This window comes from Mesoflavibacter sp. CH_XMU1404-2, from assembly GCF_037029465.1.
Taxonomy (GTDB): Bacteria; Bacteroidota; Bacteroidia; order Flavobacteriales; family Flavobacteriaceae; genus Mesoflavibacter.
The window spans coordinates 40,645-53,910 of record NZ_JAYMEM010000018.1; the positions used below are offsets into that span (position 1 = coordinate 40,645).

Annotated in this window: 12 protein-coding genes; 5 read left to right on the forward strand and 7 right to left on the reverse strand. The window is 33.2% G+C overall.

The genetic code is table 11. The features are described from left to right. Positions 1 to 6: 6 nt before the first annotated feature. Entirely contained in the window at positions 7 to 732 is a 726-nt protein-coding gene (locus tag WA327_RS08080) for a polyprenol monophosphomannose synthase (protein ID WP_336068433.1), read from the reverse strand. Positions 733 to 840: 108 nt separating this feature from the next. On the opposite strand from WA327_RS08080, the gene WA327_RS08085 reads away from it, so the two are divergent. Further along, positions 841 to 1,485 (forward strand): DUF4271 domain-containing protein, encoded by a 645-nt coding sequence (locus WA327_RS08085; RefSeq protein WP_336068436.1) that lies wholly within the window; start codon positions 841 to 843, stop codon positions 1,483 to 1,485. Between the two features lie 24 nt (positions 1,486 to 1,509). Then, positions 1,510 to 2,259 (forward strand): uroporphyrinogen-III synthase, encoded by a 750-nt coding sequence (locus tag WA327_RS08090; RefSeq protein WP_336068438.1) that lies wholly within the window; start codon positions 1,510 to 1,512, stop codon positions 2,257 to 2,259. A 78-nt stretch (positions 2,260 to 2,337) separates the two neighbouring features. On the opposite strand, the gene pckA is transcribed toward WA327_RS08090, so the two are convergent. Both pckA and WA327_RS08100 read right to left on the reverse strand, forming a co-directional pair. Next, the gene (pckA, locus tag WA327_RS08095; protein ID WP_336068441.1) at positions 2,338 to 3,954 is read right to left on the reverse strand and encodes a phosphoenolpyruvate carboxykinase (ATP); all 1,617 of its coding nucleotides are present in this window, start codon (positions 3,952 to 3,954) and stop codon (positions 2,338 to 2,340) included. Between the two features lie 66 nt (positions 3,955 to 4,020). Beyond that, positions 4,021 to 4,410, reverse strand: a complete 390-nt coding sequence (locus tag WA327_RS08100) for a DUF423 domain-containing protein (RefSeq protein ID WP_336068444.1) — start codon at positions 4,408 to 4,410, stop codon at positions 4,021 to 4,023. Positions 4,411 to 4,519: 109 nt separating this feature from the next. On the opposite strand from WA327_RS08100, the gene WA327_RS08105 reads away from it, so the two are divergent. Next, positions 4,520 to 5,884 (forward strand): saccharopine dehydrogenase family protein, encoded by a 1,365-nt coding sequence (locus tag WA327_RS08105; RefSeq protein WP_336068447.1) that lies wholly within the window; start codon positions 4,520 to 4,522, stop codon positions 5,882 to 5,884. 214 nt (positions 5,885 to 6,098) lie between these two features. Continuing rightward, positions 6,099 to 6,569 (forward strand): Lrp/AsnC ligand binding domain-containing protein, encoded by a 471-nt coding sequence (locus WA327_RS08110; RefSeq protein ID WP_336068450.1) that lies wholly within the window; start codon positions 6,099 to 6,101, stop codon positions 6,567 to 6,569. Positions 6,570 to 6,746: 177 nt separating this feature from the next. Here the strand turns inward: WA327_RS08110 and WA327_RS08115 are convergent, their stop codons facing one another. From WA327_RS08115 to ald, 3 genes are all read right to left on the reverse strand, one after another. Further along, a complete protein-coding gene (locus tag WA327_RS08115) occupies positions 6,747 to 7,454 on the reverse strand; it encodes a Bax inhibitor-1 family protein (RefSeq protein ID WP_336068453.1) in 708 nt (235 codons plus the stop codon). 93 nt (positions 7,455 to 7,547) lie between these two features. After that, positions 7,548 to 8,258, reverse strand: a complete 711-nt coding sequence (locus tag WA327_RS08120) for a zinc metallopeptidase (RefSeq protein WP_336068455.1) — start codon at positions 8,256 to 8,258, stop codon at positions 7,548 to 7,550. Between the two features lie 94 nt (positions 8,259 to 8,352). Further along, complete coding sequence (gene ald / locus WA327_RS08125) at positions 8,353 to 9,453, reverse strand: alanine dehydrogenase (protein ID WP_336068458.1); 1,101 nt, start codon at positions 9,451 to 9,453, stop codon at positions 8,353 to 8,355. A 263-nt stretch (positions 9,454 to 9,716) separates the two neighbouring features. Between ald and WA327_RS08130 the strand changes: the two genes are divergently transcribed. After that, positions 9,717 to 10,004: a GIY-YIG nuclease family protein gene (locus WA327_RS08130; protein ID WP_336068460.1), complete on the forward strand. Its 288-nt coding sequence runs from the start codon at positions 9,717 to 9,719 to the stop codon at positions 10,002 to 10,004. A gap of 181 nt (positions 10,005 to 10,185) precedes the next feature. Here the strand turns inward: WA327_RS08130 and WA327_RS08135 are convergent, their stop codons facing one another. Then, positions 10,186 to 13,227, reverse strand: coding sequence for a class I tRNA ligase family protein (locus WA327_RS08135; protein WP_336068461.1), 3,042 nt, complete (start codon positions 13,225 to 13,227; stop codon positions 10,186 to 10,188). Positions 13,228 to 13,266 lie beyond the last annotated feature (39 nt).

Below are 13,266 nucleotides of genomic sequence, written 5' to 3' on the forward strand. Positions count from 1 at the left end.
AATGCCTTATTTCTTGTTAAATATACTTTTTATTTTCATTGTAATCACTCCAAAAATAGCTTCGGATATGATACTTGAACTTAGTTTAGATTCGCCTTTTGTTCTGTCTACAAAAATAACAGGTATTTCTACAATTTTAAAACGTTTTAAATAGGCTTTAAATTTCATCTCTATTTGAAATGCGTAACCTACAAATTTTATATCTTCTAAATCTAATGTTTCTAAAACTCTTCTTTTATAGCAGACAAAACCTGCTGTGGCGTCTTTAATACGCATACCAGTTATAAATCTAACGTAAAAGGATGCTCCATAAGATAAAATGATACGTCCTAATGGCCAATTTACCACATTAACACCTTTTACATAACGTGATCCTATTGCTATATCTGCGCCGTCTACATGACAAGCATTGTAAAGTTTTTCTAAATCATTTGGGTTATGAGAAAAATCGGCATCCATTTCAAAAATGTAGTTATATTCTTTTTCTAAAGCCCAATAAAAACCATGTATATACGCTGTTCCTAATCCAGATTTTTCTTGTCTAACTGTTAAAAACAGTCGATCTTGATAGCTGTTTTGAAGACGCTTTACTTCATCTGCAGTTCCATCTGGCGAGTTATCGTCTACCACTAAAATATGGAACTCTTTTTTTAAATTGAAAACCGCTTTTATAATTGCTTCTATGTTTTCAATTTCGTTATACGTAGGAATAATGACAATAGCGTCTTGCATTAATTGCTTTTATAATTTAGGCAAATGTACATTTTATAGGGTGAAATGTTTATAAAAAAACCTTAATAATTGCCATTTTTTTGCTTTAAAAAGTAATAATTTTATTGCGTGATTAGAGAAATTATAAATACAGATATTATTACACTTATTTTTATAGTGTGTTTAATTTGCATCGCTTTAAGCAAATTAATCTATACTAAGCGTTTTGAAATTTTCTCATATCTAATTATCAACAACCGCTACACAAAAGTCTTTGTTAAAGACCAACATTTTTTTGAGCTTTTTGAAGGCTTACTATTTGTTAACCTATGCTTTAATACTGGTATCTTTTTTTATTTGCTAATAAATGCTTTTGTTGGTGAAACTATTTCGCAATTATTAATATTAAAATATGCGCTTTTAATAGCTTGCTTCTTTATTGTAAAAGTACTTTTAGAACGCTTATTATCTAGTATTTTTGAAATAGAATGGCTTATTAAAGATTATTTACTTACTAAAATTAGCTACCGAAACTATCTAGGTTTAATCCTACTTCCTATAAATGCTATATTAATTTATTCTGTTGATGCCAAACTTAACACTTTGATTATTATAGGCTTATTATCTCTAATAATTTTTAGTATTGGTTTATTAACCTTTTTAAAAGCTAATCTTAATGTGTTTAAAAGAAGTATGTTTTATTTTATTTTGTATCTTTGCGCTCTCGAAATCGCGCCTTACCTTATTGTTTATCAATTTATAGCAATAAGATAGGTCTAAAAATAAAGATACGAATATATGAAAGTGAAAACCATTTTAGTCTCGCAACCAGAACCTAAAATTGAAAATTCTCCATACTTTGATCTTTCAGAAAAGCAGAAAGTAAAAATTGATTTTAGACCTTTTATACATGTAGAAGGTGTATCTACTAAAGAAATTAGACAACAAAAAGTAGATTTGACTAAATACACTGCAATCATACTAACAAGTAGAAATGCAGTAGATCACTTTTTTAGAGTAGCTGAAGAAATGCGCTTTAAAGTACCAGATACTATGAAGTACTTTTGCCAGTCCGAAGCTGTTGCATTTTACTTACAAAAATACGTAGTATACAGAAAACGTAAAATCTATGTAGGTAAACGTACGTTTTCTGAGCTTTCGCCATTAATTAAAAAGTATAAAGACGAAAAATTCTTATTACCAACAACCGATAAATTAAAACCAGAAGTACCAGACACCTTAAACGGACTTGGTGTGAACTGGAAAGAAGCTATCTTTTACAGAACTGTAATTAGCGATTTATCAGATCTTGCAGATGTATATTATGACATCTTAGTATTTTTTAGTCCATCTGGTATTGAGTCTTTATTTCATAACTTCCCAGACTTTAAGCAAAACAATACCCGTATTGCTGTGTTTGGAAACACCACTATTAAAGCTGTTGAAGAAAAAGGGTTACGTGTAGACATATCTGCTCCAACACCAGAAACACCTTCTATGACTATGGCTTTAGAAAAATACATTAAAGAAGTAAATAAAGGAAAGTAAAAACAACCTTTTAACAACATAAAAAAAGCGCTACCTAAATACTTAGATAGCGCTTTTTTACTCTAACACTTGTTTATATTACTCAGCATAACGTTGCGGTCCGCCACGTCTAATTTCTTCACTTGCAAAAGATTCAAATTTTTCAAAATTAGCTCTAAATGCATTAGCTAATTTAAATGCTGTTTTGTAATATTCTTTATCATTATTCCATGTTGTTCTTGGGCTTAATACCTCTTTTGGTACTCCAGGACAACTTCTTGGTTGTGCCACACCAAACACAGAATGAATATGGTAATCGTTATAATTGTATAATCCTAAATCGCCATTTAAAACAGCGTTAATCATAGCTCTTGTGTATTTTAGTTTAATTCTGCTTCCAACACCGTAAGAACCGCCAGTCCAACCAGTATTAACTAACCAAACATTTACACCAGCTTCTTTCATCTTTTTACTTAACATCTCTGCATATTTTGTAGGATGTAATGGCATAAAAGGAGCTCCAAAACACGCTGAAAAACTTGGTACTGGCTCAGTAATACCAGCTTCTGTACCTGCTACTTTAGCAGTGTAACCTGATATAAAATGGTAAGCAGCTTGTGCTGGTGTTAATTTTGAAATTGGAGGCAGTACACCAAAAGCATCTGCTGTTAAGAAAAATATATTTTTTGGGTTTTTACCAATTGATGGTTTTTGAATGTTATCAATATGATAAATAGGATAACTAACACGTGTGTTTTGTGTGATTGAAGTATCTGCAAAATCTACAACGCCATTATCATCCATAATAACATTTTCTAAAATTGCACCTCTTTTAATTGCTCTAAAAATATCTGGTTCTTTTTCTTCAGAAAGATCTATCACTTTAGCATAACATCCACCTTCAAAATTAAACACAGAGTTTTCTGATGTCCAACCGTGCTCATCATCTCCAATTAATTTTCTATTTGGATCTGCAGACAATGTTGTTTTTCCTGTTCCTGATAAACCAAAAAAGATAGCTGTTTCATCATTTTCTCCTACGTTAGCACTACAGTGCATTGGCAACGTATTTTTAAACACAGGTAAAATAAAGTTTAAAGCAGAAAAAATACCTTTCTTGATTTCTCCAGTATAACCTGTTCCACCAATTAAGGCTATTTTACGGGTAAAATCTAAAATAGCAAAGTTATGTTGACGTGTTCCATCTACTTCTGGATCTGCCATAAAACCTGGTGCATTTACAATAGTCCATTCTGGCGAAAAGTCATTTAATTCATCTTCTGTTGGACGTAAAAACATATTGTAAGCAAACATATTGCTCCAAGGATACTCGTTTATCACACGGATGTTTAATCTATAATTATCATCTGCGCAAGCGTAAGCATCTCTTACAAAAACTTCTTTGTTAGAAAGATAATCTGTTACCTTATCATATAGTTTTTGAAATTTATCCGAATCAAAAGGAATGTTAATATCTCCCCACCAAATTCTATCTTCGGTAATACTATCTTTTACAATAAAACGATCTTGCGGAGAACGACCTGTAAACTCGCCAGTATTAATTGCTAAAGCTCCAGAAGATGCTTCTACTCCTAACCCTTTTTCTATAGTTACATCATGTAATTGATCCGGAGTTAGTTGATATTGTACTTGTGCATTTTTGATTCCGTACTGTTCTAACGAAATCGTTTTCGTGGATTGTGTATGGTTTACCATAATTTGTTTGTGTTGTTTAAAGTGCAAAGGTAAAATTTAATATAAATTAACGCTAAGTAAAAGTTGTTAATTCTTTTTCAGTTTTAAAAAGTTTATTAACAATATAGCCCAAGATGCGATTAATAAAGCGCCTCCAATAGGAGTTATTAAAGCTATTTTTTTGAAATCGAAGCCTGTTAAATCATTTGTAGCAAGACCATAGATTGAAGCTGAGAAAAAGATAACACCAACAAGAACTAAATAAAATATTGTTGATTTTGTTTTTACTGAAATCTTCTGGGTTAACCCTATAAATAATAAGAATAATGCGTGGTACATTTGGTAACGTACACCAACTTCAAAAGTTTGTAATTGCTCTGCGTCTAAAACTTCCTTTAATCCATGAGCACCAAAAGCACCAATTATAACGCTTGTTAAACCTAAAATTGAAGCTAAAATCAGAATTCTTTTATTCATAATAATTTAATCTTAACACAAAAATACAGTAAGTATTTATTAAATTCGTATAAAAATATAAGATACTTTAAAAATATTACATAAAAATTAAAATTCTTTTATAGCCTTTATGCGACATATATTAGTTATAGGTTCCGGAAAATCAACCTCTTACTTATTCAAATATTTATTAGAACAATCTGAAACTGAAAATCTGCACATTACCGTTGGTGATTTAGACATTGAAAATGCTAAAAAAATGATTGGTAATCACAAAAACGCTACAGCAATAGCTTTAAATGTTTTTGACAAAAACTCAAGAGAAGACGCTGTTAAAAAAGCAGATATTGTTATCTCTATGCTACCTGCTAGATTTCATATTGAAGTTGCTAAAGATTGTGTGACCTACGGTAAAAATATGGTTACAGCATCTTACATAAGTGACGAGATGCAAGCTTTAGACCAACAAGTTAAGGATAAAGGTTTAGTTTTTATGAACGAAATTGGTGTAGATCCTGGTATTGACCACATGAGTGCTATGCAAGTGATAGACCGTATTCGTGGTAATGGCGGAAAAATGATACTATTTGAATCGTTTTGTGGTGGACTTGTAGCTCCTGAAAGTGATAACAACCTTTGGAACTATAAATTTACTTGGAACCCAAGAAATGTTGTTGTTGCAGGACAAGGTGGCGCAGCAAAATTTCTTCAAGAAAACACTTATAAATATATTCCTTACCACAGACTATTTAGACGTACCGAATTTTTAGAAGTTGAAGGTTTTGGACGCTTTGAAGCTTATGCTAACCGCGATTCTTTAAAATATCAAAACGTTTACGGATTAGATAATATTAGGACATTATACAGAGGTACAATGCGTCGTGTAGGATTTTCTCGTGCTTGGCAAGCTTTTGTTTTATTAGGTATGACAGACGATAGTTACACCATAGATGATAGTGAAAACATGAGTTATCGCGACTTTGTAAATTCATTTTTACCTTACAGTCCAACAGACTCTGTGGAGCTTAAATTTAGACATGCATTAAAAATTGATCAAGACGATATGGTTTGGGATAAGTTTGTAGAGCTTGATATTTTCAACCCAAATAAAATGGTAGAACTTAAAAAAGGAACTCCAGCTCAAATCCTTCAAAAAATATTAATGGATAGCTGGACACTAGCACAAGAAGACAAAGATATGCTAGTGATGTATCACAAATTTGGATACGAGTTAGATGGTAAAAAACACCAAATAGACTCGACTATGGTTTGTTTAGGTGAAGACCAAACCTATACAGCTATGGCAAAAACTGTAGGACTACCTGTCGCTATAGCTACAATAGCTATATTAAATAAAAAAATTACTACACCTGGAGTACAACTACCTATAAACAAAGAAGTGTACACACCTATTCTTAACGAGTTAGAAAACTACGGTATTATTTTTAAAGAAACCGAAGTACCTTATTTAGGGTATAACCCGTTAAATATTTAATATTATATAGCGTTTCCGTACCGACATGTTCGGTACGGTCGGGCTAGGAATTTATACTGAGCGGAGTCGAAGTATTGCAATTCCTCGCTCGTACCTCGCTGCGGGATTTTCATTACTATCCCTAACGCACTTACCAAAGGTAAATACACAAAATAAAGTTTTAGTTTAAAACAAAATACTTACTTTTATCTTTTAAACTATAAGCTTAAATCTTTTGAAAACTTCAAATAACAACCTTATCATAGACGGTATTGATAAAAAAATACTTCGTGCACTTATGGAAGACGCACGTACACCAGTATTAGAAATTGCTAGACAAGTTGGTATTTCTGGTGCAGCAATACACCAACGTTTGCGTAAGCTAGAAAAATCTAAACTTATTGCAGGCTCTAAGTTTGTAATCAATCCGCAAGTCTTAGGCTATACTACTATGGCGTTTGTTGGTATTTATTTGGACAAAGCTATTAGTAATCCACAAGCTGTAAAACAATTACAAAAAATACCTGAAGTATTAGAATGTCATTACACAACCGGTAACTGGAGTATTTTAATTAAGATTCTTTGTAAAGACAACTCGCATTTAATGCACTTACTAAATAGTCAAATTCAATCTATAGAAGGTGTTTCTAGAACAGAAACATTTATTTCTTTAGATCAACAGATTGAAAGACAAATTAAAATATAAAACAATACAATTTTAGAGTAAAGAGAATAAAAAAACACCTTAAAAAATTAAATTTTTAAGGTGTTTTTTTGCGTTAAGGATTAAGCAACTGTCGGAGCACATCTATGATTGCGACTTGCGAAAGCCTGACGCACTTTTGCCATTAAAAGCAAAAGTGGGTAACGCCCAAATAATAATTTAGTCTCTTGACATAAATATTTGAAGTATATACCAAAATAATAACATTACTGAAGCAAATATACCTAAGGCTGCTCCTACGTACTGATCTCCAGTATATTCATATTTTACTTTAGATGTTTGATACAAAATTGCTGCTCCAGCAAACACAACCATTCCTACAGAAAACCATAACCCTAAATCAAAACCAAAAATAGTTCCTGCAACGATTAATCCAATTGCAATAAAGCTTCCTATAACCAAACCTGTTTTAAGGAAAGAAAAATTCTTATTTGTCATAAATACAGTAGCTGTCAAACCTGCAAAAAGACAAAGTGTAATTATTGCAGCTTGGGTTAACATTTCTGTCCCTGTAGAATGATATGCTGCAAAATATATCATCGGTAAAAAGATGATTGCTTCTAAAAGTACATATAGTCCTAATCCTAAGTATTGGGTTTGTTTTGAAGGATCATGAGCAAGTTTATCTGCCATACTACTTCCAAACCAAAAAAGACCTAAAACTATTAACCAAGAAAAGCCACTTCCTAGCATAAGGTTTATTAATGAGACAACTACATCTTCAAACATACCTATAAAGATATACTCGAGTAATACAAAACCTAAAATTGCAAATGCAACGTGAGTATAGGTCTTGCGATAAAAAACAGCTTTTTCACTATCTTCTAAATTGCCAACTAATATTGGACCTTGAATTTGATTTTCCATATAAAAATTATTGTTTAATTAGGTTTTAAATATAAACATAAAAGCCGAAGAAAAAACTATTTCTTCGGCTTGATTTATATTAAAAATAGATATTTAATCTCTGCTTAAAAAGACTTGCATTCCCCAATAAATTAAAGAGGCTAACGCACCAATTGCTGCTACTAAATAGGTTCTTGCAGCCCATTTTAAAGCGTCTTCACTACCCTTATATTCTTCTGGTGTTACCATATTTTTAGCTTTTAACCAAGCTAATGCACGGTTACTTGCATCATACTCTACTGGTAAAGTGATAAAACTGAAAAGTGTTGCAAATCCCATCATTATTAATCCAGCTAACGCAATATAAAAACCGCTACCTCCTAAGATATTTCCTGCCATTAATACAATACCGCCAATAATAACCCATTGTGACATACTTGAAGTTACTTGAACAATTGGCACTAATTTAGAACGCATAGTTAAATATTGATACGCTGTTGCGTGTTGTACTGCATGTCCAACTTCGTGAGCAGCAACTGCTGCAGCTGCTGCGTTGGCTTGATTGTAAACGACTTCACTTAAATTAACAGTTTTATTTACCGGATTGTAATGATCGGTTAATTGACCTCTTGTAGAAATAACTTTTACATCTTGTATGCCATGATCGGCTAGCATTTTTTCTGCTATTTGAGCGCCTGTCATTCCGTTGCGCAAATGCACTTTAGAGTAATGTGCAAATTTTCTTTTTAGTTGACTACTTACTAATGTACTTATTAAAGCAATCGCACCAATTAATATGTAATATCCTATATATCCTGTAAACATGTTTTTCTCTTTTAATGTTAATGACTTAAATATAACAAAAAGTAAGCCATTTTGATGTTAAGAAATTTTGTCAGAAAAACAATGTCAGTTATTTTCAAACTGCATCAACAGACCAATTAAAAGCTTCTGCAATTTCTTGATAAACAATTTTTCCGTTAACAACATTTAATCCTTTTGCTAACATTTTATCGTTTTCGCAAGCTTTTTTCCAACCTTGATTGGCTAATCTTAACACGTAAGGTAGAGTAACGTTTGTTAAAGCTAAAGTTGATGTATATGGCACTGCACCTGGCATGTTTGCGACGCAGTAATGCACAACATCATCAATTATGTAAGTTGGATCTTCATGTGTTGTTGGTTTAGTCGTCTCTACACAACCTCCTTGGTCTACTGCAACATCTACAATAACTGTACCTGGACGCATTTCTTTTAGCATATCTCTAGTAATTAAGTTTGGTGCTTTTGCGCCTTTTAGCAAAACACCACCAACAATTAAATCGTGGTCTTTTATACGTTTTCTTATATTAAATTCGCTAGAAAACTCTGTAACCACATGATTTGGCATTACATCGTTCACATAACGTAATTGCTTCATGTTTATATCCATAATGGTTACGTGCGCACCTAATCCTGCAGCCATTTTTGCGGCTTGTATCCCAACAGTACCTGCGCCAAGAACTAAGACTCTTCCTGGTGGCACGCCTGGTACGCCACCTAAAAGTACACCACGACCTTTAATTGGTTTTTCTAAATATTTAGCACCTTGTTGTATTGCCATACGTCCTGCCACTTCAGACATTGGCGTTAATAAAGGTAATGTTCCGTCGGTATCTTCTACGGTTTCGTAAGCAATACAAACCGCTTCGCTTTTTAACATAGCTTTAGTCAGTGCTTCACTTGACGCAAAATGAAAATAAGTAAATACCACATGATGCGATTTTATAAGCGGATACTCTTCTGCAATTGGCTCTTTAACCTTAACAATCATATCACTTGAAGCATAAACTTCTTCAATACTATCTAAAATTGTTGCACCAACATCTTTGTAATCTTGATCAAAAAAACCGCTACCAAAACCAGCATCTTTTTGCACATAAACAGTGTGATTGTTCTTAGTTAATTCGAAAACTCCAGCTGGTGTCATACCTACTCTATTTTCGTTGTTTTTGATTTCCTTTGGAATACCGATTTTCATTTTCTATTGAATTTGTAGATTATAGCTTTTGAAAATTACAATGAAATTTTTAGCTATCCCAAAGAGAATGATGTATTTATAGGGTTTTTATGGAATTGATATTTTGAAGGATTTATTTTGAAAAATTAGCATTTTTTGTTCTCGATACAACGCTCCTTTCATCGCGTCACTCGAACTGACATATTGTAAATATAGTTCTCGTCACTTCGAGTGATTTGTGAGGCACGAGCAAATTGTATCGAGAAGTTTTATATCTTTTAATCATGAAAATCTCATATGTATATATTTTGAAATGTTCTGATAACACCTACTATACAGGTATTACTTCTAATTTAGAACGACGGATTATTGAGCATAAGCTTGGAAAACATATTGAAAGTTACACCTATAAACGAAGACCTATCGAACTTATGTTTTATGCTGAATTCACTGATATAAGTATAGCAATTCAAACTGAAAAGCAAATTAAAAAATGGTCTAAAGCAAAAAAAGAAGCATTGATTAATGATGAATTTGATAAGCTTCCTAATTTGGCTAAAAAGAAATTTTAAATAATTAGTTCTCGATACAACGCTCCTTTCGTCGCGTCACTCGAACTGACGTGTTAGAATTAAAAGTATCTTCACTTCGAGTGATTTGTGAAGTATGAGCAAATTGTATTGGGAAGCATAAAAAAAGCCTTCAAAAATTATTGAAGGCTATTGTTTATAAAATGTTATTTTATTTAGGTTTTTACCCTACAATATTCACAATTTTACCTGGTACAATAATTACTTTTTTAGGTGTACGACCTTGTAATTGTTCTTGTGTTTTTTCGTGAGCCATAACGGTTTTTTCTATTTCGTCTTTGCTCATATCTAATGGTAATTCTAATGTAAAACGCATTTTACCATTAAACGAAATTGGATAATTCTTACTGCTTTCTACTAAATGCTTTTCTTCAAAAACTGGAAAAGGCGCTGTAGAAATTGACATGTCGTTACCTAATTGATGCCATAACTCTTCTGCGATATGTGGCGCGTATGGCGATACTAAAATTAGTAATGGTTGTAAAATATCGCGACTTGTACATTTTTGCGCAGTCAACTCGTTAACCGCAATCATAAAAGTAGATACCGATGTATTGAAAGAAAAATTCTCAATATCTTCTTCTACCTTTTTAATGGTTTTATGTAAGGTTTTTAAGTTGTCTTTTGTAGGTTCTGCATCGGTTATTTTTAAACCATTATCGTCTACGTATAACTTCCATAATTTTTTAAGGAAACCATGTACACCTGTAATACCAGCAGTATTCCAAGGTTTTGCTTGCTCTAACGGACCTAAAAACATCTCATACAAACGTAAGCTATCTGCACCGTAATCTTCACAGATTTGATCTGGATTAACCACGTTGTATTTTGATTTTGACATTTTTTCGACTTCGCGACCGACTTTGTAAACATCATTATCTCCTTCAATTATTTCTCCATTTTCACCAATAAAAATAGCACCTTTAAAGTCGTCACCAAATTCGCTATCTTCTTTTAAGCCTTCAACATCTAATTTGTCTGAAGCATTTACATATTGAACTTTAACATGTAAAGCAGAAACTTTAAGCATATTAGTTTGCCCATATTTCGTTTCACCTTCAGGTAAAGTCTCATTAACTTCATTTATTTCTTTATTAATTTTTCCAACAATTTTAGCCCATAAATCTGATGAAATTGTATCATCTTCAATTGATTTTGCTAATATATCTGAAACATAAATAGAAGACGAAAAAATTGATCTAACCGCATTATCTTGAATATTACCTGTTGATTTCTTCCCAATCATAGGTAAAGATTCAACTCTATAAACAAAAGCACTCGTTCCCAAGATCATTCCTTGGTTTATTAACTTTTTAAAAGGCTCATCTACGTTTACAAAATGTCTATCTTTTAAAAACTTAGTCCAAAAACGTGCATATAATAAATGTCCTGTAGCGTGCTCGCTTCCGCCAATGTATAAATCTACATTTTCCCAGTAGTTAAGCGCATCTTCGGTTGCAAATGCATTACCACGATTGGCTTGTTCTTCCATATATCTAAAGAAATACCAAGAACTTCCTGCCCAACCTGGCATAGTATTTAGCTCTAAAGGAAATACCGTTTTATCGTCTATTTTGTCGTTGCTAACCACTTGGTTTAATTGCGTATCCCAAGCCCAAACATCTGCACGACCTAATGGTGGCTCGCCAGTTTCGGTTGGTAAATATTTTTCTACTTCTGGTAAGGTAATTGGCAAATGTTTTTGGTCTATCATTTGTGGCATACCATTAACATAATATACCGGGAAAGGTTCTCCCCAATAACGCTGACGACTAAATACTGCGTCACGTAAACGGTAGTTGGTTTTTCCTTGTCCTTGTCCAATTTGTTCTAGCTCAAAAATAGCGCGTTTGGTTGCTTTTTTGTAGTTCATTCCGTTAAGGAAATCGCTATTAGCTATCACGGTTTTTTCTTTATCTGCAAATGCTTCTTCGCTTATGTCTACACCTTCAAAAATATTAGGGATTTCGATATTAAAATGTTTCGCAAAATCGTAATCACGTTGGTCGCCACAAGGCACAGCCATTACTGCTCCTGTACCATAGCTAGCCAATACGTAATCGCCAATCCAAATTGGGATTGGTTCTTTAGTAAACGGATGCTCTGCATACGCACCTGTAAATGCACCAGAAATGGTTTTTACATCTGCCATACGGTCGCGTTCGCTACGTTTCGCAGTTGCTTTGATGTAGGCATTTACCTCATCTTTTTGTTCTGATGTTGTTATTTTTGAAACCAAATCGTGCTCTGGCGCTAAAGTCATAAAACTAACACCAAAAATAGTATCTGGTCTTGTGGTAAACACTTCGATTGTTTCGTTATGATCTTTTACGTTGAAAGTTACCGATGCTCCAACCGATTTACCTATCCAGTTACGCTGACTTTCTTTTAACGCATCTGTCCAATCGATGCTATCTAAACCTTGTAATAATCGTTCTGCATACGCCGAAATACGCATAGACCATTGTGTCATTTTTTTACGCACTACAGGATGACCACCACGTTCTGACACGCCATTTACAATCTCGTCGTTAGCTAAAACAGTTCCTAAAGCCGGACACCAATTTACTTCAGTTTCGGCTAAATACGTTAATCTATATTTTAATAATATGTCTTGTTGTTTTTCAGATGAAAAGGCTTGCCATTCTTCAGCAGAAAATGTTTCAACTGTTTCGTCACAAACAGCGTTAACTGTTGCATTTCCTTCCGAAGAAAAAAGTGTTTCTAATGTTGAAATGTCTTCAGCTTGATCTGAATCTACATTATACCAAGAGTTGAACAGTTGGATGAAAATCCACTGCGTCCATTTGTAATATTCTGGATTACTGGTACGTACTTCTCTGCTCCAATCAAAAGAAAAACCAATTTTATCTAACTGTTTTCTGTACGTAGCAATGTTAGTTTTTGTTGTAATTGCAGGATGTTGTCCTGTTTGGATAGCATACTGTTCTGCCGGTAAACCAAAGCTATCATAACCTTGTGGATGCAATACATTAAAACCTTTATGGCGTTTGTAGCGCGCATAAATATCACTAGCAATATACCCTAACGGATGTCCAACGTGTAATCCTGCTCCAGATGGATAAGGAAACATGTCTAGCACGTAATATTTAGGTTTTTCGCTGTTGTTTTCGGCTTTAAAAGTTTCGTTTTTGGCCCAATACTGTTGCCAATGGTCTTCTATCTTTTTAAAATCGTATTGCATCTTGTTGTTTTTCGGCTTATAAAAGCGCAAATTTAAACT

Excerpts from the sequence above, each read along its gene's own strand:
- WA327_RS08080 (WP_336068433.1), bottom strand. The coding sequence starts at position 732 with ATGCAAGACGCTATTGTCATTATTCCTACGTATAACGAAATTGAAAAC.
- pckA (WP_336068441.1), bottom strand. The coding sequence starts at position 3,954 with ATGGTAAACCATACACAATCCACGAAAACGATTTCGTTAGAACAGTAC.
- WA327_RS08105 (WP_336068447.1), top strand. The coding sequence starts at position 4,520 with ATGCGACATATATTAGTTATAGGTTCCGGAAAATCAACCTCTTACTTA.
- WA327_RS08100 (WP_336068444.1), bottom strand. The coding sequence starts at position 4,410 with ATGAATAAAAGAATTCTGATTTTAGCTTCAATTTTAGGTTTAACAAGC.
- WA327_RS08120 (WP_336068455.1), bottom strand. The coding sequence starts at position 8,258 with ATGTTTACAGGATATATAGGATATTACATATTAATTGGTGCGATTGCT.
- WA327_RS08090 (WP_336068438.1), top strand. The coding sequence starts at position 1,510 with ATGAAAGTGAAAACCATTTTAGTCTCGCAACCAGAACCTAAAATTGAA.
- ald (WP_336068458.1), bottom strand. The coding sequence starts at position 9,453 with ATGAAAATCGGTATTCCAAAGGAAATCAAAAACAACGAAAATAGAGTA.
- WA327_RS08115 (WP_336068453.1), bottom strand. The coding sequence starts at position 7,454 with ATGGAAAATCAAATTCAAGGTCCAATATTAGTTGGCAATTTAGAAGAT.
- WA327_RS08130 (WP_336068460.1), top strand. The coding sequence starts at position 9,717 with ATGAAAATCTCATATGTATATATTTTGAAATGTTCTGATAACACCTAC.
- WA327_RS08135 (WP_336068461.1), bottom strand. The coding sequence starts at position 13,227 with ATGCAATACGATTTTAAAAAGATAGAAGACCATTGGCAACAGTATTGG.